The sequence below is a fragment of the Methanocellales archaeon genome, from assembly GCA_028715985.1.
Classification (GTDB): domain Archaea; phylum Halobacteriota; class UBA148; order UBA148; family UBA148; genus UBA148.
On sequence record JAQUQR010000007.1, the window covers coordinates 1 to 22,404 of the forward strand.

Sequence of the window (22,404 nt, forward strand, 5' to 3'; positions counted from 1 at the left end):
TACCTATTCGTAGACACTTACATCCATCCCCTGTTGTCGGTCTTCTGCTATCACTCAGGGGATACTTACTTTTTATAAGAGTTTGCATTAAGCTAGAGTTGAGAGGAAAGGTTTTCTACAGAGCCGAAAAATTAAACATAAAAAGAACATAAGCATAGAATATTTCACTATTGGTAGTGACCACCTCCTCTTCAAAACAACCTTACTCATCCACAATATCATAAAACTTAGTAATAAAATAAAAATAGGGAACAATTTCCACTTCATAGTAGTGAGCAAATCTATTACAATGGGTTGTAAAATATTACCAACGAAAAAATAAGAAACACTCAAAATAATAAAAACAGCCACATATGAAGCAGTACTTTGATATTTACTCATACCGAAATCTAAAGTAAGTTTAATTCTCCCATCTTTAACCGTGAATATTAGAGTAAATATAACTTCTATAGTAAGTGCCTATATCAATGCAAAATTGAGATTAGCCAAAGAGCTCCAAAAGCTCATGTAATCTCCTAATAATAGTTAATACTATTTATATACTTTTTTGTTAGATTGAAGCCATCATCACTTGATAAATTAGAGAAATAGATTAGAGGGTGGAAATTGACTGACTCACGCTCTTTTTACTGAGCGTAAGCCACCTCTCCATTCCAACTGCTAAACTCAGGCTTAATACCTAACTCATGCATCTCATGTATAACGACCACGATGTTGTGAGCGATAGCCTTGCATAGCAACTCGTTTCTCTGAGCGGTGAAACTCTTTGACTTGAGCTTATCTCCAAACTTGGCTTTCAGCATATAGAAAGTGCTTTCTGCATTGCTTCTCTTGTGATAGTGTTGGTAAAACTCCTCTTGGTTGAGTTGGAAGTAGTGAAACATCTTTTTCCAGATTCGACTTCCACCTGCTCTTGCGGTTGCATTTTTCCTAAATGGGATGTAACCGTTTCCACCCAACGCTTCAATCGTCTCATAATTCTTTCTGCTTGAATAGGCTTTATCTGCTGATACCTCACCGATTGTAAAGCCATTCTGGAAAGTCTCTCTAATCAAAGGCTCAAATTGTGGGCTGTATCCTGCATTCTCCTCTGTAACCTCAATGCTTGTGATGATATTTGTTTTGACACCAACGCATATATGGGCTTTAATCCACTTGTGCTGTTTTTGGGTGTTGTGCTTTGTCTTGCAGTATTCACCGAAGCTCGTAGTCCTGAATCCGCTTGAATCAATAGCAAAGTCTGTTTCGACTGATTGAAGAGATCTTGCAGTTATGCCTACTAACTCATGCAATAATGGGGTTACATCTTCCCTGTTTAAGAATTTGATTATGCTGTTAAAATGCGGTGCATGGTCTATCTGCTCCCTGTCCTCTGCATTCATAAACAACGATTCGGCTCTCCTACTCGAAAGCTGAGAATACACCTTTTGTATCGAGCAAAATGCGGTCTCTCTGCGGTCTCTCTTAAACTCAGTCTCGGTCTGCCCATGTGTTGGTTTGGCTCTTCTATGTTTTGGACTGGGTCTTTCAGTAGTTCATCAAACATCCTTACTTCATTTGTCTGGGCTTCGTTGTAGGCAGTCCAAGCCTGAGACTGGGTTAAAGGTATCTTAGTCTTCTCTATGCCCTTAGACGTCTCCTTTTCCACTTGGAGATAATACCTTACGGCGTGGATGTGTTTGCACTCACACCCATGATAAAAGTGGTCTGGACACTCACAGCTCCATTCATCGCCCTTTATGGGCTACCGTATAGCTTCTATTACCGTTTTGTGAGGGTATTTTGTATTTATCCTCACCCAACGGTATCGGTTTATCTCCTTTTGCTATGATAGCGTAGCCCCTCATAGCTCTTGGGTTTTCGGTTGGCAGGTTTATTGCTTCTATCATGCTTATCATTTTTATCACCAAATAGCTATTATATAGCTACATAGTATTAAAGCTTTCGGTAGAAAAATCATTTTATATCTAATTAATACCTAAAAAATAGTGATTTTAATACATAAAGTATTCATAGAATGAATACTTTGTATATTTTTGATGACGCTATCCCCAACAGCTCAAAAAATGGAGGTAAAACTTGAAGCATACGAAGTTTTGGAGAAGGTAGTTAAAGCTTCAGGAAACTCAGGTAGGGTTTATGTGCCTATTAATTGGACAGGTAAAAGAGTTAAGATACTATTGATTGAACCGTTGGATGAAGATTTAGGTTAGACTTTATGTGCAAAATCAATACTTTATGTGCAAGAGGGACTTTAGGTGCAAAGTCCAATTTTGGTTCCTTAGAGTATTTGGTTGTTATCCTCATCTAAGCTAGGAAGCTAAAATCTGATGATGAGACTGTTATGCGCATCAACTCTTATCTAACTACAAGTGGGATGATTTAAAGAACCATTATTTATTTAGTATGTTTTGGTACATTTATTTATTGGAATCCAGTAGCTTGATGTCATTAAAGAAGTTCATCAGTGAATATTTGACCTTGTCTGCTCCTACATCCACGATTTCAGCCTGCTCCTCTGGTGGAAAGTCCCTGAATACGGAATATTTTCCCAGGATTTTAGGAGAATCGCTGGTATATCTGCCATCTAAAAGCACCCTTGCGCCGTAATCATCCGGAGATCTGACTACCCGGCCCATGGCATGCCTTACCTTTCTAATGGTTGGGATTTCAATCGCATATTCCCATCCTTTTCCATGACCGAACTCGCGGTCATATGCATATTGGATCGCTCGGACTTTATCACCTAGGGCAGGATAACCCACGCCTATTACGACAACTGTTCTTGCCCGACCATCTTTGTAATCTATTCCTTCTGTCAGTGTTCCCCAGAGGTATGTAAGCAAGACTGCTTTACTGCCTGACTCTCCGATCTCAAAGAACTTTTCCTTGATATCCATCGGAGAAACTCCAACTTCATCAAGAAACATCGGGACGTTTACATCCAAAAGGGCATAATATCGCGCAGCTTCGCCATAATTGGGAAAGAAAAGCAGCACATTCCCATCTGATTGCTCTATGACATCCTCCAACACACCTTTGATTACACTCACAATATCTGGATCATCCCGATTCTTCATAAACAATGGCAGAGTTGCCACTGCAATTGTGTGTCTGAGCTCCTTGGAAAAAGGAGTGGTATATGAAATCTCCATCGTTTTCCGCTGAATGCCCAACGTCCTCTTTATGGTTTCAAATGGCCTTAGTGTAGCGGATATCAAAACCGCCGAATACAGCGAATCGAATAGGGGCTGAGTCACATTTTTGGGGATGCACGTGTAAAGCTCAATCCCGCTGGTTATCTCGCCGTCTTCCCGTCGAACATTTATCAGCGGGTAATATTCTGGTTCGCTTGCCAGTTTCAAGTAATCCTTGAAGAACAATGAGACGGCCAGCACATAGGACGTTTTTAATATATCGGATAAACCCTCTTTATACTGATTATTATATATCGATTCGAGTTCTTTACCCAGCACATATGCTTTTTCAACTAACTCATTTATATTTGGCAGACGCTGAAAGAGACTCTCGCTCAACAAATCCTCTGTGCCAGCAGGGTCTCTTATGCGAAGATCGTACCACTCCGTGCCAATCCGCTCTCTCTCACCAAAGCCAAACCTAGCTTCGTATGTCTCTCGCAGCGTATCCTTCAGGGCAGTAAGAAATGTGTAAATCTCATCCTCATCAACTCCAACGTCAATAACCTCATTTATTGCCCGATCTATAAATTGCTCATTCAGCTTTAGCGAAGCATGGGATCTGGCTGCAGATTCGATATTATGTGCTTCATCAAATATGACTATGATGTCGCTTAGCTCACATCCAAGCCATGCCAAAAGCTTCGAAAGAATATCAGGGTTTAACAGATGGTGGTAATTGCAGATGACTAAATCGATATCACGCATACTTCTTTTTAGCAATTCATATCCACACATTCCATCCACAACTGCATGCTCATGGACTTCTTCCGGCGTTCTCACATCCGATGAAAGCCAGTGAAAGAAATCCGTGACATCATCTCGAAGAATATTAGCGAGATATCCACAGGAACGCTTTTTACGGTCCTTCAAACGCCCTGCATCTGCTTGGAATCGCTCCAGCTCGATCATTTCATAGGTGTTCTCTCTCAGCAGATTGCACTCCTCATAATCCTTTTCGAGGGGGCACATGTGTAATTTGCCTTTTAGCACGATAGCATGGATGTTTGCCACATTTTTGATCTCCTTTGCTTCATCTATGAACTGAAGCATTTGCTGATGGACGTTGGTGGCTATTAGAACTACCTTATCCTTATTTTTTGCAACATGTAAGGAGGGGGCAAGGGAGCTAAGCGTTTTCCCGGTTCCGCATGCACCTTCAAACAAGACGATCTCTCTCCCTAAGAGGGCCCTATAAATCTCATCCATCGCTTTTTTCTGGTTCGGATAAAAAGATTTTTTTGGAAAGTATCTCAAATATCCCTCATTCATCACGTTCTAGAGAGTTTTTATTATACATAAATTAACGTTGACCACAAATACTTGCCACAAAGATTTAACATACTCCTACCTATCTTTTGTGTGATGTTGTGATGTACAAAACGCCAACGAAGAAAATAGAGCTCCTGATCCCTGCCGGCAGTATGGCTAATCTGAAAGCAGCTGTTTCTAGAGGAGCTGACGCTGTTTATCTTGGAATGCAGAAGTTCACTGCAAGACAATTTGCGACTAATTTTAATGAGGAATACCTCAAGGAAGCCATCAGGATATGTAAGTCAAATAATGTGAAGGTCGATTTGACTATGAACACGCTTGTTAAGAATGATGAAATCAAAGATTTTTTTAGACAATTATCTTTTGCTTATTCTTCCGGGATTGATGCGGTAATAATACAGGAGATTTCTTTTGTTGAGTCTATTAAGAAAAATTTTCCGGATTTAAAAGTGCATATATCCACACAAGCAGGAGTGATGAACTCTTGCCATGTCAATTTGGTTCTCAATGCAGACAGAATAAACCTTGCCAGAGAATTGAGCAAAGAGGAAATAAAAGAGATAAGGAAACATTATCAAGGTGAATTAGAGATTTTTTGCCATGGTGCCTTGTGCGTTTCGGTTTCCGGAAGCTGTATTTTTTCAAGTTTTCTCGGTGGAAGGAGCGGTAATCGGGGAAAATGCGCACAGCCTTGCAGAAAAAAATACAATGGAGAATATTACCTCTCCACAAAGGAGCTTTGTTTGATTAAAAAAATCCCAGAAATCATTGGTCTTGGCATAGATTCGGTGAAAGTTGAGGGCAGGATGAGGACTCCTTACTATGTTGCGACCGTAACTGAAACGTACCGAAAAGCGATTGATGATTTTTATGAGGGCAATTTTAACATTACTCCTGAAATGATGAATGATTTAGAGGGCGCTTTTTACCGAGGGTTTACGGAAGGCAAATTCGATTCTTTGGATATTTTTAACAGGGAAAAAGCAACTGGAGAGAGCAATATTTTGACTAAGGAAACTTATGAAGTTAAAATAAAAGATGTTAAGATCGACAGAGAAAAGATCAGGGTTTTATTGCCTGATGTTAAAAGAGACATAGAAAAACCTAAAAAGTTGATGGTCAGAGTTTATAGTTATCAAGATGCGATTTCTGCTGCCAATAATGGGGCAGACATCGTTTATTATGATTTGTTTGCAGAAGATCTCTCCCAGGTGAAAAAAGAGATTAAATGTAAGTTGTTTGGAGTAACTCCAAGAATAATGCTTGATAAAGACATAGGTTTGATAAAGAAGAACATCAGGGAATTGAAACCGGACGGAATCTTGGCTGGAAATCTAGGCAGTTTGAATTTGGGACTAAGGATGCCAATCCATCTTGATTATAATGTCAATTGTTTTAATGATCATGACTTGGAATATTTTTCTTTAAAAAAGTCACTACCGATAATATCTCCCGAATTGTCCTTATGGGAAATGGCTGCTTTTAGGAACAGGAACTTTATAGCTTTTGTGCATGGGAAGATAAGGTTGATGACCCTTAGACATGAACTTTCAGAGGGGATCATAAAAGATGAGAAGGGAGGAAAGTTTATCGTAAATCCTATTTTTAATGGCAGTGAAATAATAAATGAGAAAGAATTGGGATTGTTAGGTAAGAGCTCACAATTGGTAAATTCCGGGATAAATAATTTCTTTATTGATACGGATAAGAAGGTAAGTGAAATAACAAAGTTTTATAGAAGAGTTTTAGATGGAAAAAAGGTTGACGATGTTAAATTGAAAAAGAATTATGTTCTGGGCTGGAGTTTTAGAGGTGTCAGCTGAGGCGTTCACTGCATTTCCTGCTTTCAACCATCGTCGAAACAAATTTGACCGCAAATATTTAACATCTCCTTCGTCATCTCTTGTATGATGGAAATTAGCGCTTGGCTGGTCGATGTTGATTACATAACCAAGGAAAGCAAGGCAATCATCAGGCTTTGGTGCAAGGACGATGAAGGACGAGATGTGATCGTCTTTGACCCTGGATTTGAGCCCTATTTCTATGTGGTTGGCAATGCCAGCACAAGCATAGATGAGATGATGAACATCAACGTAGAAAGGTATGATGAAGTCATTCGACCAAAAAAGATTGAAAGCGTTGAGAGAAAAGATTTCGGCAAGAACGTGCGGGCCTTCAAAATAACGGTAGATCATCCCCAACACGTGCCAATTCTGCGCGATGGGTTCGGCAATCTGGATGTGCGAGAGGCGGACGTATTATTTGCAGTGAGATATATCATCGACAAGGATTTGCATCCCTTAGACGGAATCATAGCAAAAGGAGAGGGCGTTGGTATCGGATACGCTGATGTGGCACTTGAGGCAAGGGAAGTTAGAGCTCAAAAGAGGGGAGAGAATCCAAACCTCAAGATCCTGGCATTCGACTGCGAGATGACTAACCCAAGTGGGATGCCAAATGCCGAGAAAGACCCCATAATCATCATAAGCGTGGCTACAAATAGGGGCGATTTGAAACTACTGAGTTCAGAGGATGAAGCTTCTGTTCTCAAAGAATTTATCGATTTCATACGTACATACGATCCGGATATCATATGTGGTTACAACTCGGATAATTTTGACTGGCCCTATATCTATCAAAGAGCCAAGATCAACGATATACCACTTAAATTGGGAAAAGACGGAGGCGCTCTACAAGTCCAAGGTGGGGCGATAAAAAGGGTCACCATGCCTGGGCGCCTGAACGTCGACCTATACCAAGCTGTCAGGCGAGACATAGATGACGTTAAGGTTAAAACACTCGAGAACATCGCCGAATATTTGGGCGTGATGAAGAAATCTGAAAGGGTAGACCTGTCCCCTTCCGAGATCTATCGATACTGGCAAGATCTCACGAAACGTGCTGAGCTTTACGAGTATGCAAAGGCAGATGTCGTCAGCACACTTGGGATAGCAGAGAAAATATTACCCTTGCAATATGTGTTCGCAAGGATGATCAGGCAGCCCTTAGATGAAGTATCAAAAATGGGGCGAGGTCGCCAAGTTGAATCATTTTTGAGTGCGGAGGCTTTCAAAACCGGAGATCTGGTGCCATCCAAAGGCGGGGTTGGCGAGACCTATGTGGGCGGCTTCGTGCTTGAGCCGAAGAAAGGTCTACACGAAAACGTGATCTGTTTGGACTTTTCAGCAATGTATCCCTCGATAATGATCTCATTCAATATCTCTCCTGATACGGTTGTGCAAAGTGGGGATTATTATGAGGCTCCGGAAGTTGGGCACAGATTTCGAAAGGAGCCAGACGGCTTCTTCAAGCGAATTCTTAAGGATCTCGTGGGAAGGAGAAGTGAGCTGAAACGTGCATTGGGTGAGCTAGAGAAAGGCTCACCGGAATATCAACTGATCGACATTCATCAACAAGCGATCAAGATACTGACAAATGCATTTTACGGTTATACGGGTTGGTCTGCTGCGCGATGGTATCGAAAGGAGTGTGCGGAAGCCACCACTGCCTGGGGGAGGCATTTCATCAAGGAATCTGTGAAAAAGGCAGAAGCGATGGGTTTAGAAGTCATCTATGGGGATACTGACAGCCTGTTCGTCAAAGCAAAAGGAGAGAACATCCTAGAAATGGCAGAGAGGTTTGCCCGAGCCATATCCAAAGATCTGCCCTTGGAGCTTGATATCCAAAACCTCTACAAGGTGATCTTCTTTACGGAAAAGAAGAAGCGTTATGCTGGGCTGACTTCTGAAGGCGATATCATAGTCAAGGGGCTTGAGATCAGGAGGGGGGATTGGTGTGATTTGGCAAAAGATATACAAGCGGAAGTGGTTCAGATAATTCTCCAAGAAAGGGATCCCGATAAAGCAGTACGATTAGTGCAGGATACCATTCAGTTGCTAAAAGACGGAAAAATACCACTGGAAAAACTCATAATCTACAAAACACTAACGAAAAAAATGGACTCCTATGAATCCATGCAAGCCCATGTAAGAGCGGCAAAGAGGATCAAAAAGCCTATAGAAGTTGGCATGAAGGTAGCATATGTTATCATTCGTGGATCGGGGAGTATTGGAGACAGAGCCTATCCAGTCGATATGTTTAGGGGTCATAAGAATGGATTTCTGATTGGAGACGATGGAGGGTATGAAATCGACTCAGATTATTACGTGGAGAATCAGATCATCCCTGCCACTTCCAGAATCCTCTCTTATTTTGGATACTCTAACGCTGAACTGAAAGGTCAGCCAAGACAGGCAACGCTCGATATCTTTTAGGGGGAGTAGATGTACTTGCTAATTCGCTGCAAATGCGGAAGATTCCTCTATGCTAATAAAAGCCAAAAGACTCGCTCATGTCCTTGTGGGAAAATGTTGAAGATAAATAAAATGCAGGTGTATGCACGTGTTAGGACAGAACAGGAGGCGGGAGAAGCGGTGCGAATTTTACAAGAAAAAGAGTGGGGGATATCTGGATTCAGGCGATATGACTATGAAGAAAATTATCAGAAAGCCAAATAAGTTTGGGGTAAAGCCCAACATGGAGAGCTATGAAGAGACGTACAAAAACTTTGAGTGGAATAATTTTTACGATGAAATAGAGTGGTTTGAAGGAGAAAAGCTCAACGCCGCCTACAATGCGATAGATAGGCAAGCCAAAACATGGAGGAAGAACAAAGTTGCATTGTATTGCGAGGGAGGCAATGGAACAAGTGGAGAGTACAGCTTTTTAGACTTACAAAGTCTTTCAAATAAATTCGCCAATGTTCTGAAGGGGTATGGTACCCAAAGAGGGGATAGGGTTTTCATATTCTTGCCGAGAATTCTAGAGCTTTACGTAAGTTTTCTCGGCATAATAAAAACAGGCGCTATTGCCAGCAATCTGTTTTCAGCATTTGGTACAAATGCTTTAGAGGATAGGCTGAGAGATAGCGGCGCAAGGATACTAGTCACAAATTCTGAACTTAAACAAAGGGTGGACGAAATTAAAGACAGGCTTCCAGAGCTGAAGCACGTGATGATCATAGATGATGAAGGCACGGACGAAGAGATAGATTACAGGGGGGAGATGAAAAAGGCTTCCAGAGATTTTGAAATAGAGCGAATGGATCCCGGAGACCCTTTGTTCATGCTATACACGTCTGGTACTACTGGAAAGCCAAAGGGGATAGTTCATACACACTACGCAATACTCCAAGAGCATCTTACCATGAAATGGGTTTTAGACATACACGAGGAGGACGTATACTGGTGCACGGCCGACCCGGGGTGGGTAACGGGGATAGCATACGGCATTCTTGGATCATGGTCCAATGGAACTTCATCTGTCGTTTATGAAGGCAAGTTCTCTCCGGAAAAATGGTACTCTTTAATAGAGAAACGCCGGATTACGGTATGGTATACAGCCCCTACAGCCATAAGGATGCTGATGCAGGCTGGAGAGGAGGTCGCAAAGAAGTACGATCTAAAGAGTCTCAGACATTTATGCTCAGTAGGAGAGCCCTTGAATCCAGAGGCAATACGTTGGGCTCTGAAGGTATTTGGACTGCCATTTCATGATAACTGGTGGCAGACCGAAACCGGAGGCATACTTATAGCAAATTATCCAGCTATGCCCATAAAACCCGGCTCGATGGGGAAGCCGTTTCCTGGAATCAAAGCCAGCATAGTAGACGATGATGGCAACGAAAGACCAGTAGGGAAGGAAGGTAACCTGGCCATAAAACCTCCTTGGCCATCGATGATGAAAGCTGTTTGGAGAGATGCAGAAAGGTATAGAAGCTATTTCAAGAAGGGGTGGTACATTACCGGTGATGTGGCACGCATGGATGATGAAGGGTACTTCTGGTTCATAGGTAGGGCCGACGATATCATCAAAACTGCTGGTGAAAGAGTCGGGCCATTCGAAGTAGAAAGCGCATTAGTCGAGCATCCTGCAATTGTGGAAGCAGGAGTGATAGGCAAGCCAGATCCCGTGAGAGGGGAGGTCATAAAAGCCTTCGTTTCCCTAAAAAAAGGCTATCAACCGTCCACAGAGCTCGAGGAAAGCATCAAACGATTCGTCAAGAAACGGCTGGCAGGGCATGCGTATCCGCGAGAGATCGAGTTCAGAGAGAGCTTGCCAAAAACGCGGAGTGGCAAGATAATGCGCCGTCTTCTCAAAGCGCAGGACCTGGGGCTTCCGATAGGCGATACATCGACATTGGAAGAGAGCTGATGATGCAAGAGGTTATGTAGGTCATAGGGGATATTTCTGAATTTTTCACAACATTGTAATCTTTTAATAGGTATTTACTGATATAACTAATGTTAGAGGTGCAGCAATGAGAGATAAAGTCATCATTTTAATGGGCTCGAACAAAGACCTAGACATCTCCCGCTCAATCGGAAGGACATTAGATCATCTCGGAGTCAAGTATGAGCTTAGAGTGGCCTCTGCCCACAAAACCCCAAGAAAGGTCTTAGACATATTGGAGGAGTACGACAAGCTAGAAAGAGTGGTGTATGTCACTGTGGCCGGAAGGTCTAATGCACTTAGCGGTCTCGTGGATGCAAATACGACCAAGCCGGTCATAGCATGCCCACCCTACTCTGAAAAATTTGGTGGAGCTGACATATATTCTTCTTTAAGAGTGCCAAGTGGCATAGGCTCACTGGTCAACATAGAGCCGGAGGGGGCAGCCATAGCAGCTGCAAAAATACTTGCCATGGATAACAAAAGCTTAACGGAGAGGATACAAGAGTATCAAATGAAAAAGAGGGAGGAGATTAACGCTGCAGATGATACCCTCAAAGATGATTTAAACAGAGGGCAATAAATGGGCAGCGTAAAAGACCTAGAAGTACTAATGAAGCCCACGAAGGACAAGACGGGCATAGGAAGATTTCATTTTTCAGATAAATATTCGGTCTTTGATTGGGGGGAGATGCCGGACCTTATAGAAAATAAGGGATCCGTCCTCTGTATGATGGGTGCCTACTTTTTCGAGAGATTAGGGGAAAAAGGAATAAGGACACATTACCGGGGAGTGATACAGGATGGAAAACTTGTTCATATGGATGAATTGAAAGCCCCCACCAGCACCATGGAAATAAGCCTTGTTAGGGTATTTCATCCCCACAGATCAGCTGGAAAACTTGCATACGATTATGGAGTGTTCTCACCAAATCTTGCTAATTTCTTGATTCCCTTGGAGATCATATACAGGAATGGATTGCCAAAAGGATCATCTGTTTTTGAGAGACTGAATGCGGGGCTTAAGCCCGAGGATTTGGGATTGAGCTATCCACCTCGACCTGGAGATAAGCTCAAGAAACCAGTATTCGATGTAAGCACAAAACTGGAGGAGAGGGACAGATATGTCACTTGGGTAGAGGCACAAGAACTTGCCGGACTGAGTGACGGAGAGGTCGGAGAGATAAAAAACATACTGTTACATATCAACGATCTCATCACAGAAACAGCCTCAAAAGCAGGATTAGAGAACGAGGATGGAAAAGTTGAGTTTGGGTTTGATCCCCATAGAAAGCCGATGGTTGTGGATGTTGTTGGAACTTTAGACGAATGCAGGTTCACCCATGAAGGCATACATGTGAGCAAAGAGATCGCGAGGCAATATTACCGAGAAACAAGCTGGTACAAGGATGTGGAGAGGGCGAAGAAGGAGGCAGGCATTAAAGGAATAAAGGAATGGAAAGTTCTATGTGAGTCAAAGCCCCCAAAACTGGATCCCAATCTGAGAAAATTTATAAGTGAGATGTATATGGCAGCAGCAAATGAGTTTACAGGGATTCACTTATTTGAAGTTCCAAGGCTTGCTGAAATTCTCGATAATCTTGCGTATTATCCACCGTAGTACTCCTGTAGGGATTTGATGGTTAGGTCTTTTGTTCCCCCTATTTTTTCCATGGCCTCCACTGATGCTTGTGCACCAGCGATGGTCGTTATATATGGAATGTTGAGTTCCACCGCATTCCTTCTTATCACATAACCGTCTCTCTTCGCCTCTTTTTTTCTGCTTGGCGTATTAATCACCAAGGATATCTTTCTACTCTTCATATAGTCCACGACGTTTGGTCGACCTTCACTGACCTTGAGAATTTCTTTGGCCCTGACGTCCTCCAGCCTCAACGCTTCCGCAGTCCCGTTTGTAGCAGATATGTCGAATCCCATTTGTTGAAGCTTTTTGGCAATTGGAATGATGAGAGTTTTGTCTTCCTCTTTTACAGATAAAAAAACGTCCCCTTTCGCCGGTAATTGCACGTTTGCACCCAACTGCGCTTTATAGAAGGCCCTTCCAAAATCCGCATCAATCCCCATGGCCTCTCCCGTGGATTTCATCTCGGGCCCTAGTACCGGGTCCACCCCAGGCAATTTTATGAAAGGAAATACCACCTCTTTCACCGCAACGTGCCCTATGGGAGGGAGCCCTACATGGGTTTTAGGGAGCGATTGGCCCAGCATAACTTTAGCAGCAAGTTTGGCTAAAGGTATGCCAACTGCCTTGGAAATGAAGGGAATCGTCCTGCTCGCTCTTGGGTTCACCTCAAGAACGTATACTCTATCTTTTACTGCATATTGGATATTCATCAGGCCTTTCACACAAAGTTCTCTCGCCAGCCTAGTGGTATATTCTTTCACAGTTTGGATCGTCTCATCGCTCAGGGACTGTGGAGGCACCACACAGGCGCTATCACCGGAGTGAACTCCTGCATGCTCTATATGCTCCATTATCCCCCCTATCAACACATTCTCTCCGTCAGAAACAGCATCCACATCCAGCTCAATCGCAGGTTGCAGAAACTTATCTATGAGTACGGGGTGTTTCGGTGACACACGCACAGCTTCTGCCATATACATGTCAAGCTCTTTTTGATCGTAGACGATCTCCATAGCCCGCCCACCCAAGACGTAAGAAGGGCGTACGAGGACCGGGTAATTTATACGAGAAGCTATTTTTTTGGCTTCCTCGAGAGACATAGCAGTTCCAGATTCTGCCTGAGGAATGTCCAGACGATCCAAAAATCGTCTAAATTTATCCCTGTCCTCTGCCAAGTCTATGCTCTCATACGACGTTCCAAGGATGTTCACTCCTGCCATCGAAAGTTGTGCGGCGAGATTGATCGGTGTTTGGCCCCCGAACTGGACCATTACCCCATAGGGGTCTTCTCTCTCTATGACGTTCATCACATCCTCAAAGGTGAGGGGTTCAAAATATAATTTATCCGATATATCGAAATCTGTCGATACCGTCTCAGGATTGTTGTTTATCACAATGGTCTCCACACCTTCTTCTTTTAGCGCAAAGACGGCTTGTACTGTGCAATAATCAAACTCTATTCCCTGTCCTATTCTGATCGGCCCGCCTCCGAGTATGAGGACCTTCTTTTTATCTGAGGAAACGATTTCGTCCTCCTCCTCATAGGATGAATAGTAATAAGGCGTACGGGCTTCAAACTCTGCTGCGCAGGTATCAACCATCTTGTAGACCGCTTTGATGCCTTTCTCCTTCCTGAGTTCCCTTATAGCCATCTCATCAGAGCTGAAAATATGCGCAAGTTGCAAATCAGAAAAACCTAGCTTCTTCGCTTCCCTGATCATCATAACTACGTCTGGGCTGTCCAACGAAAGATTCCTGAGCCCCCTCTCCATAGAAACGATGTTGCGAATCTTGTACAAAAACCATCGATCGATCTTGGTTAGATCGTATACCTCATCTATGCCCATCCCCATGGCAATGGCATCTCTGACATGGAAGATTCTCATATCCGTGGGCTTTCTCAACTTCGTGCGAAGGTCCTCCGCATCCGTTATCGGCTCATGTTCTCCATCTGCCCCCAGCCCATATCTCCCGATATCAAGAGACCTGATCGCCTTTTGTAGGGCTTCCTCGAACATGCGCCCGATTGCCATCACTTCGCCGGTAGCCTTCATCTGCGTCCCAACGATCTTGTTTGCCTCTTTGAATTTATCAAAGGGCCATCTCGGAATCTTGCAAACGATGTAATCTATCGTAGGCTCAAACGAAGCGGGCGTTTTTCCAGTCACTCTGTTCAGTATCTCATCGAGATTTAAACCAAGAGCAATCTTTGTGGCGACCCTCGCTATCGGATATCCTGTTGCTTTTGACGCGAGAGCAGAACTCCTGCTCAGCCTTGGATTCACCTCTATGACAAGATAATCGAACTTATCCGGGCGTACCGCAAACTGAATGTTGCAGCCTCCCTCAATCTTTAAAGCTCTTACTATCCTTATGGCAGCGTTCCTCAATACCTGGTATTCGTGGTCAGTCAACGTCAGCGCAGGGGCAACCACTATGCTGTCGCCTGTATGGATCCCCATCGGATCAACGTTTTCCATGCTGCAGACCGTAATGCAATTGTCTGCGGAATCCCTGACCATTTCGAACTCGATCTCTTTCCATCCTATCACGCATTGGTCAAGATTTACCTCGTCATTCATACTGAGGTCAAGACCTCTCAGCGTAATCTGCTCGAGCTCCACCATATTGTAAGCGATGCCGGTTCCTGTGCCTCCAAGACAATAGCCCGGTCGAATGATTACAGGAAAACCGATCTCTTCTGCACCTTTCTTTGCCTCCTCCAGAGAAGAGGCTTTTATCGATTTCGGGATGGGCTCACCCACATCCTTCATGAGATCGAAAAACAGCTCCCTTTCTTCCGCCCTCATGATCGAATCTACGGAGGTTCCTATCACCCTACAGCCGGTCTCTTTTAGCACTCCCGTTTTATACAATTGAACTGCAAGATTTAGGCCTGTCTGCCCCCCCTGTGTTGGAAGCAGGCTATCTGGCCTTTCTTTCCTCATTATCTCGGCAACTATTTCCGGGGTGAGCGGCTCGATGTAAACTTTGTCAGCAACGCCTACATCGGTCTGGAAGGTTGCAGGATTCGAGTTTACCAGAACGATCTCTATGCCCTCTTCTCTCAGCGATCGACATGCCTGCGACCCGGAATAGTCAAACTCTGCCGCTTGCCCTATGATGATCGGTCCAGAGCCTATCACCAGGACCTTTTTTATATTCTCTCTCTTAGGCATGTGCCTCCATGAGCCTCACAAATTTATCGAAAAGATACCTGTTGTCAAAACCCACTTCCGGATGATATTGTACTCCCATTATCGGCAATTCTGCATGTGAAATTCCTTCCACGGTACCATCATTTGCATTGACCTGAGTCACCTCAAGCTTACCCTCAAGCGAAGAGGCGTCAATGACGTATCCATGGTTCTGAGAGGTGATGTATATCCTACCAGACTCGAGGTCTCTGACAGGTTGATTCCCCCTATGCCCAAAACCCATCTTGACGATCTGCGCTCCAGATGCAAGGGCAACGATCTGACATCCAATCCCTATGCCAAAGACGGGTATTTCACTCTGGACCCCCCGAGTGGTCCCGATAACATTGCTAAGAAGGGAGGGGTCACCGGGACCGCCTGAAATTATCAGTGCATCTGGATCGGCTTCCATAACTTTCCTCTTATTAGAAGATGCAGGGGCCAACATTACGTTTATTCTCCTTTGATTCAGCTCCTTCAACAGGCTTTTCCTGGTGCCGCAATCCAAAATTGAAACCGTATGCTTACCTCCTGCATCAAAATATTTTGACCTATGAACTGAAACCTGAGAGACCAGATCCGTCTTGCTGGGATCGCGTGCTCTCTCGATGAGCTCACTTATGTTTGGCTCATCTTTGTAGACTGAAAGGACTGCTGACATTGCATTATCCTTTATTATCTTTCTGGTTAGCTGCCTGGTGTCAATTCCCTCCATTCCCGGGATCCCACTTTCCTCAAACCATTTTGCAAGCGCCTTATCAGATTGCCAGTGACTCGGCTCCTTGCAAGCCTCTTTTACTATCACACCCTCTGCTTGGATGGCTCCGGATTCAAAAGCAGGCGGTACAGCATAATTCCCAATAGAGGGAAAGGTGAAAACAACTATCAATCCTTTGTTTGAGGGGTCGGTCAGGACTTCGGTATAGCCTGTCATGCTCGTGTTGAATACGACCTCACCAACCACTTCCCCAACGCAGCCGAATCCTTTTCCCCTGATGACCGTTCCGTCCTCGGTAACTAGTAATGCCCCTAACATGTCAGGCATTATAGAGAGTTCTGATTATTAATGTTTGTCGTCTGATAACAGCCCCCTAAAATCGACCTGCTTCAAAAAAAATTGACCTGAATTGTAATTTTATTATTTCAATCCCACTATGGTCTGATTTTAGCTTTTCTTTGGCAGTTACATCGGACCATCCAATAAGCGATTTCAATCCCACTATGGTCTGATTTTAGCAGGGGACACTATAGAATTGTATATATCCTCAAGGAAAATTTCAATCCCACTATGGTCTGATTTTAGCCTTTATCTGTTCATCGTTTATCACAATAACTTAAAAATTTCAATCCCACTATGGTCTGATTTTAGCCTTCGTTTCTTAGGTCTCAATGTGAATACGTGCTTCTGCATTTCAATCCCACTATGGTCTGATTTTAGCTCATCAGACCCACTGCACCACCTGTAAGAAGCCACATTTCAATCCCACTATGGTCTGATTTTAGCGACACGACATACTCATGTATAGTGGGTTTGGTAAAAAATTTCAATCCCACTATGGTCTGATTTTAGCCATCGAAAATCCTGACTATCCTCAAGACATCTACGGATTTCAATCCCACTATGGTCTGATTTTAGCCGTGATCCCGTCTTTCGGCCACGAATCCGTGAACAATTTCAATCCCACTATGGTCTGATTTTAGCTATTATAGCACCTGTTCACAAATTTGGTAACAAATACTATTTCAATCCCACTATGGTCTGATTTTAGCTGGACTGATCGCAGCAGGATATCTGATATACAAAAACATTTCAATCCCACTATGGTCTGATTTTAGCAAGCTGACAGGCATCAAATACGAAATAAAAGATATGATTTCAATCCCACTATGGTCTGATTTTAGCTACGCTGATTTCTAGTATAACTTAGCGCTCACGATAATTTCAATCCCACTATGGTCTGATTTTAGCGAAGGCGGAATAGGATACGCTTAAAAATCTATAAGTAATTTCAATCCCACTATGGTCTGATTTTAGCCTTTAACAGCTTATGAAAATGAAAGTTATTATACTATTTCAATCCCACTATGGTCTGATTTTAGCCGCTGAAAAAATTGCACAAGTTGAACGCATTTACAATTTCAATCCCACTATGGTCTGATTTTAGCTACAGAGATCACAAAACTCAAGGACGAAATTACGAATTTCAATCCCACTATGGTCTGATTTTAGCAGCCGGAAAAGCTTTCATAGATGAGCTACATAGGAGATTTCAATCCCACTATGGTCTGATTTTAGCTAGCGGAAATATTGTGTGGGAGGCAGAGCTAAACCATTTCAATCCCACTATGGTCTGATTTTAGCTGCAAAAGACGTGAATGATATTGACTTATTGCCTCTGATTTCAATCCCACTATGGTCTGATTTTAGCTACGAAGAAGCCGTGAACATAGCATCGCAGCAAGTATTTCAATCCCACTATGGTCTGATTTTAGCTATACGATTATCAGACTCTAATCGCTTCCATGGAAGATTTCAATCCCACTATGGTCTGATTTTAGCGATTGTATTAATGCTAGTGTTGGTGTATAATGCTTTATTTCAATCCCACTATGGTCTGATTTTAGCCCCCTTAGGGTTTTTCCTCACTCAGCAAAGAGAAGATTTCAATCCCACTATGGTCTGATTTTAGCCTTTTCGCAAGTGTCCCTGTCGTCAGTGAACCAGTTATTTCAATCCCACTATGGTCTGATTTTAGCCAGCTACATGAGATTAATCACTCAAGGTCTTAAATAATTTCAATCCCACTATGGTCTGATTTTAGCGCGACGACTGTACTGGGGTCAAGTTGGTGCATTGGCAAGATTTCAATCCCACTATGGTCTGATTTTAGCGATAGAACTTTTGACAAATATGCGTCTCTTCTAATAATTTCAATCCCACTATGGTCTGATTTTAGCACTTTCACAGTTGAGATAAGGGGTTTGCTCAATTGAATTTCAATCCCACTATGGTCTGATTTTAGCAATGCCGAGGTTTTTGGGGTCATTCTGATAAAGTATATTTCAATCCCACTATGGTCTGATTTTAGCCATCGAGATTGTCCTTTCCGATTCTAGCTGTGAAAGAATTTCAATCCCACTATGGTCTGATTTTAGCGTCAAAGCAAGATTTCAAAAGCCTTGTATGAAGTGATTTCAATCCCACTATGGTCTGATTTTAGCAAAGCAGTAAAGACCGTTGAAAGCAAGGTGTTGGGATTTCAATCCCACTATGGTCTGATTTTAGCAAAACGGTCTTCGAAAGAACCTTCGATCGATGATCTGAAGGCTAATTTCAATCCCACTATGGTCTGATTTTAGCTGGGCCTTTGATTTAAAGATAAGGGGTTTGCTCAATTGAATTTCAATCCCACTATGGTCTGATTTTAGCGCTCCAGAGCCGGATCACAAAAGAGCGGATAGTATCATTTCAATCCCACTATGGTCTGATTTTAGCCCCCCTGAAATTCTTTCTTGCGTTGCCTGCTAAATGATTTCAATCCCACTATGGTCTGATTTTAGCGTCCCCCAGGATAGAATGTTTGATGTCAAATTTGATGATTTCAATCCCACTATGGTCTGATTTTAGCGCCCTACCGGGCAGGCATAGCAGAAACAGGGAGCTATTTCAATCCCACTATGGTCTGATTTTAGCACTCCTATCGAACCCACCCTCCTCCCTGCTGTGTGATTTCAATCCCACTATGGTCTGATTTTAGCAATTATACAAGGAATATGCACGTAAGCATAAGAATATTTCAATCCCACTATGGTCTGATTTTAGCGAAAATTTACGCATCATATACAGACATACTCCTACATTTCAATCCCACTATGGTCTGATTTTAGCTGAAATAAACAAAATTAATAAGACGTGCCGTTTATCATTTCAATCCCACTATGGTCTGATTTTAGCCCAGCCGCCATGCCCGATTAAATGTGGCCAATAAGCACCAAATAGATGTAAATTCGTTCAATTATTTAAAGCATTACCAACATCTTTCGTGGTTCTTTATAAATGGGTTACAAAATGAGAGATCCCCGAAAATGATTTCATATGATTTCGGATATTTCTACCTTGCTTGTCCCTAATTCAATGGTTTGCAGAAATTTATCGCTCCTCAAAATGTAAATTCTCACCGAATCCTCAGCCTCATCGATCAAATCTTTAATTCTGTCCTCTATGACCTTTAATTCTACCTTTGTTAGCTCCCCCTCGAAAACAGAATTCTGGACCCAGTTTAGGTACTGCTTCAAAAATATCCTGACCTTATTCACCCGATCCACATTCACGTCATACACCACAATAACGTACATCCTACCACCACATCACGAGAGGTTTGTACTTATGCGTTCCCAATACGTGCTTCACCAACTTATATAGCTCCAATCGGATGAGGCGTTGATATGAGACTTCTCTGCCGAGACCTTTGTGCTTAATGGTCGTCGATAACCTATCGTGATAGTTTTGGAGAAAGAGCTTTTTACCGGCATCAGACAAAAACATGTCGCCCAGCTCGCCCACGAAATGCGAGTCGTCAAGCATCTTCTTGTTGACGAGTTTGAAGATGACCCTGTCAACGATGATCGGCTTGAAGATTTCTGCAACGTCTAAAGACAGTGAAAACCTTCTCTCAAAAGGCTCATGAAGGTATGAGATCGTGGGATTTAGTTGAGTGTTATAGATTTCCGTGAGCACCGTTCCATACATCAGAGAATTGCCAAAAGATATGAGGGTGTTCGTCTTGTTGTTCGGCGGCCGTTTGACCCGCTCGCCCATCTTAAATTCCTCAGGGAATATCTTATCGATAGCATCATAATACGTGTCGCGTATGTGTCCTTCGACGCCCATGAGTTCCGGAATGTTATTATACTCTTCGATTTTTGGGAGTTCACGTTCAATTCTCCTGATATGGGTCTCAATCGATGGATTAGAGCTGCAATAATACCTGAGATTCTTCAGGATGTTCTGTGCTGCACCCTCAACGAATCTTTTTGCGAGATAGAGGCGTTTATTGGCATCAAGGTGGTGCTCTGCCTGATGGATGGTGACGTCACCAGCTACCAAGGTTTCCCTCGGGTACAAACTTCCCTCATAGAAGCCATAATTGTTGAAGAAGTGGATTGGCACGCCTTGTCGCGATAGGTAGGATACCACGCCGGATGTGAAGGATAGGTTGCCATAGGCATATATCGCATAGATCTTGCTTATGGGCAGGGCACGCTTCTCCTCCTTGTTGATGAAATAGATGGTATTCTCTTTCCTTCTCAGAACGCCGTCCTTTGTGATGTAGTAATTGGTTTTCATTCTTCCCCCTTTTCATTCTCCTCCGAAGCAGAACTCAACATAGCTGCACCTGTTGCACAATTTACGCTTGGATGGCGTGGGCATCTCTCCCGAGACTATTTCGATGATGCAGTTCATTATCTGCTCGATGGTTTTAAAGTCCTCTTCCGTAGGCTCAACGATCTCCTTTTTGTTCAACAAGGGGTAGTTCAATACACCTCTCGCTTTGACGCCCCTTTGATGCAGATAATACACATAATAGGTAAGCTGCCACCTGTGTGCATCCTCCATTTTCCTGGATTTCTTGATGTCGTGCACCTCTATAACATCGCCCTTCTTCACGAAATCGATGGATATAGCGTTGTCAATTATGATGTCCTTCTTCCTCCTCTGATACCTTGATTCGTGTATGTGCTTGCCCATGAGAACGTCTTCCGACTCGCGTTCCATCCGGATGTTGTGGGAGAAAAGCCAGAGCTTCGTATGACAGATGAAATAGTATGCTACTTTCACGCCCGTGATGGTCATGGGCTTGATGTGAGATTGCAACTTCATCGCCCTTTCTTAGATGTATGTTTCTTTAATGCCCCGCGGGTGGCATGCCATACGCCATTAACTTTCACGGCATCAAGCACCCCTCTTCTTGCCAACAGGCTCAGGTATTCTTGACCATATGGAGAACCCTTTGCTAGTTCACCAAGTGGCAGCAGCTCATCATCACCGCCCAGTAATGAAAAGTACAGGTTCAGCGACTCTGCTACTGACCTTGCGACAAAGTTGATGAATGCTGCTGTATCGCCTAGATCCGCCTTTCGCAGCGTTTCATAATACTTTTTCCTCTCCTCCTTCCTCAACACAATGGGTAGATAGCCATACTTCATCAGATGCAAATTTGTGAGAAGCCTCGCAACTCGCCCATTGCCGTCGACAAATGGATGGGTGGCCACGATGCCATGATGGAGCAATGCTGCCGTAGTAACTGGGTCATGCGTTGACTTTTCTATGTCCTCCAAGAGCCCTCCCATCAGGTTAGGAACTTTCATATAACTTGGCGGTGTTTTGGCTGCACCAGTAATGCGAACGTTAGTGGTGCGGTACTTTCCGGCATCCTCTAAAATGCCTTTGGTCACAATTCCGTGAACTTCTTGAACGCTTTCATTTGTGAGGGGCTTTTTGCCCTCTGCAAGCTTCTCGATGTAGTCATAGGCCTCTGCAGTATTCGTCGCCTCTAAATGTTCCCTGAGACTTTTGCCCCCGATCGTAATGCCCTCCTCCAGAATGAGCTTGGTTTCACTGAGCGTTAGGGTGTTCCCTTCTATGGCATTGGAGTGATAGGTGTGAAGCAACCGCAGCTCTTCCCGCAGCTTTTTCACTGAATCCGCTGGCAGAGGCCGCATCTCGTCCAAACGCCTCATTTTCTCTCGTATCCTGTCAAAAATGTCTTTTCTTACGGTCTCGTTCATATAATTCACTCACTCCTGCATCTAAATATCGGTATCAGACAAATTTCCAATTAGCCGATATGAACAATGC

At 43.3% G+C, this 22,404-nt stretch carries 16 protein-coding genes and 1 CRISPR repeat array; of the genes, 6 read left to right on the top strand and 10 right to left on the bottom strand.

What is annotated here, in order from left to right:
- Positions 1–626: 626 nt before the first annotated feature.
- The 3 genes from PHI74_06440 to PHI74_06450 all read right to left on the bottom strand — a co-directional run bounded on the left by PHI74_06440 (position 627) and on the right by PHI74_06450 (position 1,907).
- On the bottom strand, positions 627–1,424 hold the full coding sequence (locus PHI74_06440; GenBank protein ID MDD5485645.1) for an IS5 family transposase: 798 nt from the start codon (positions 1,422–1,424) through the stop codon (positions 627–629).
- Positions 1,379–1,648 (bottom strand): hypothetical protein, encoded by a 270-nt coding sequence (locus PHI74_06445; GenBank protein ID MDD5485646.1) that lies wholly within the window; start codon positions 1,646–1,648, stop codon positions 1,379–1,381. Before PHI74_06445 ends, PHI74_06440 begins: the two co-directional genes overlap by 46 nt.
- Before the next feature lie 79 nt (positions 1,649–1,727).
- A complete protein-coding gene (locus PHI74_06450; GenBank protein MDD5485647.1) occupies positions 1,728–1,907 on the bottom strand; it encodes a hypothetical protein in 180 nt (59 codons plus the stop codon).
- Between the two features lie 132 nt (positions 1,908–2,039).
- On the opposite strand from PHI74_06450, the gene PHI74_06455 reads away from it, so the two are divergent.
- Positions 2,040–2,213, top strand: coding sequence for a DUF2080 family transposase-associated protein (locus PHI74_06455; protein ID MDD5485648.1), 174 nt, complete (start codon positions 2,040–2,042; stop codon positions 2,211–2,213).
- 207 nt (positions 2,214–2,420) lie between these two features.
- Here the strand turns inward: PHI74_06455 and PHI74_06460 are convergent, their stop codons facing one another.
- Positions 2,421–4,469, bottom strand: a complete 2,049-nt coding sequence (locus PHI74_06460; GenBank protein MDD5485649.1) for an ATP-dependent DNA helicase — start codon at positions 4,467–4,469, stop codon at positions 2,421–2,423.
- A 311-nt stretch (positions 4,470–4,780) separates the two neighbouring features.
- Here PHI74_06460 and PHI74_06465 point away from each other — a divergent pair, with 311 nt between their 5' ends.
- From PHI74_06465 to PHI74_06485, 5 genes are all read left to right on the top strand, one after another.
- A complete protein-coding gene (locus PHI74_06465; protein ID MDD5485650.1) occupies positions 4,781–6,295 on the top strand; it encodes a U32 family peptidase in 1,515 nt (504 codons plus the stop codon).
- Positions 6,296–6,382: 87 nt separating this feature from the next.
- A complete protein-coding gene (locus PHI74_06470) occupies positions 6,383–8,746 on the top strand; it encodes a DNA-directed DNA polymerase (protein ID MDD5485651.1) in 2,364 nt (787 codons plus the stop codon).
- 121 nt (positions 8,747–8,867) lie between these two features.
- Positions 8,868–10,685: an acetate--CoA ligase gene (acsA, locus tag PHI74_06475; GenBank protein MDD5485652.1), complete on the top strand. Its 1,818-nt coding sequence runs from the start codon at positions 8,868–8,870 to the stop codon at positions 10,683–10,685.
- A 106-nt stretch (positions 10,686–10,791) separates the two neighbouring features.
- Positions 10,792–11,286: a 5-(carboxyamino)imidazole ribonucleotide mutase gene (locus tag PHI74_06480; protein ID MDD5485653.1), complete on the top strand. Its 495-nt coding sequence runs from the start codon at positions 10,792–10,794 to the stop codon at positions 11,284–11,286.
- Positions 11,287–12,324: a phosphoribosylaminoimidazolesuccinocarboxamide synthase gene (locus PHI74_06485; GenBank protein ID MDD5485654.1), complete on the top strand. Its 1,038-nt coding sequence runs from the start codon at positions 11,287–11,289 to the stop codon at positions 12,322–12,324.
- Here the strand turns inward: PHI74_06485 and carB are convergent.
- The 6 genes from carB to PHI74_06515 all read right to left on the bottom strand — a co-directional run bounded on the left by carB (position 12,312) and on the right by PHI74_06515 (position 22,334).
- On the bottom strand, positions 12,312–15,527 hold the full coding sequence (carB, locus tag PHI74_06490; GenBank protein ID MDD5485655.1) for a carbamoyl-phosphate synthase large subunit: 3,216 nt from the start codon (positions 15,525–15,527) through the stop codon (positions 12,312–12,314). The genes PHI74_06485 and carB overlap by 13 nt on opposite strands.
- A complete protein-coding gene (carA, locus tag PHI74_06495) occupies positions 15,520–16,590 on the bottom strand; it encodes a glutamine-hydrolyzing carbamoyl-phosphate synthase small subunit (protein MDD5485656.1) in 1,071 nt (356 codons plus the stop codon). Before carA ends, carB begins: the two co-directional genes overlap by 8 nt.
- A gap of 95 nt (positions 16,591–16,685) precedes the next feature.
- Positions 16,686–19,500: direct repeats of the CRISPR family, unit length 30 nt; unit sequence ATTTCAATCCCACTATGGTCTGATTTTAGC.
- Between the two features lie 137 nt (positions 19,501–19,637).
- Entirely contained in the window at positions 19,638–19,901 is a 264-nt protein-coding gene (gene cas2, locus PHI74_06500; protein ID MDD5485657.1) for a CRISPR-associated endonuclease Cas2, read from the bottom strand.
- Between the two features lies 1 nt (position 19,902).
- A complete protein-coding gene (gene cas1b, locus PHI74_06505) occupies positions 19,903–20,892 on the bottom strand; it encodes a type I-B CRISPR-associated endonuclease Cas1b (GenBank protein MDD5485658.1) in 990 nt (329 codons plus the stop codon).
- A gap of 12 nt (positions 20,893–20,904) precedes the next feature.
- The gene (gene cas4, locus PHI74_06510) at positions 20,905–21,426 is read right to left on the bottom strand and encodes a CRISPR-associated protein Cas4 (GenBank protein MDD5485659.1); all 522 of its coding nucleotides are present in this window, start codon (positions 21,424–21,426) and stop codon (positions 20,905–20,907) included.
- Positions 21,423–22,334, bottom strand: coding sequence for a Fic family protein (locus PHI74_06515; protein ID MDD5485660.1), 912 nt, complete (start codon positions 22,332–22,334; stop codon positions 21,423–21,425). The genes cas4 and PHI74_06515 overlap by 4 nt, the downstream gene beginning before the upstream one ends.
- Between the last annotated feature and the right edge of the window lie 70 nt (positions 22,335–22,404).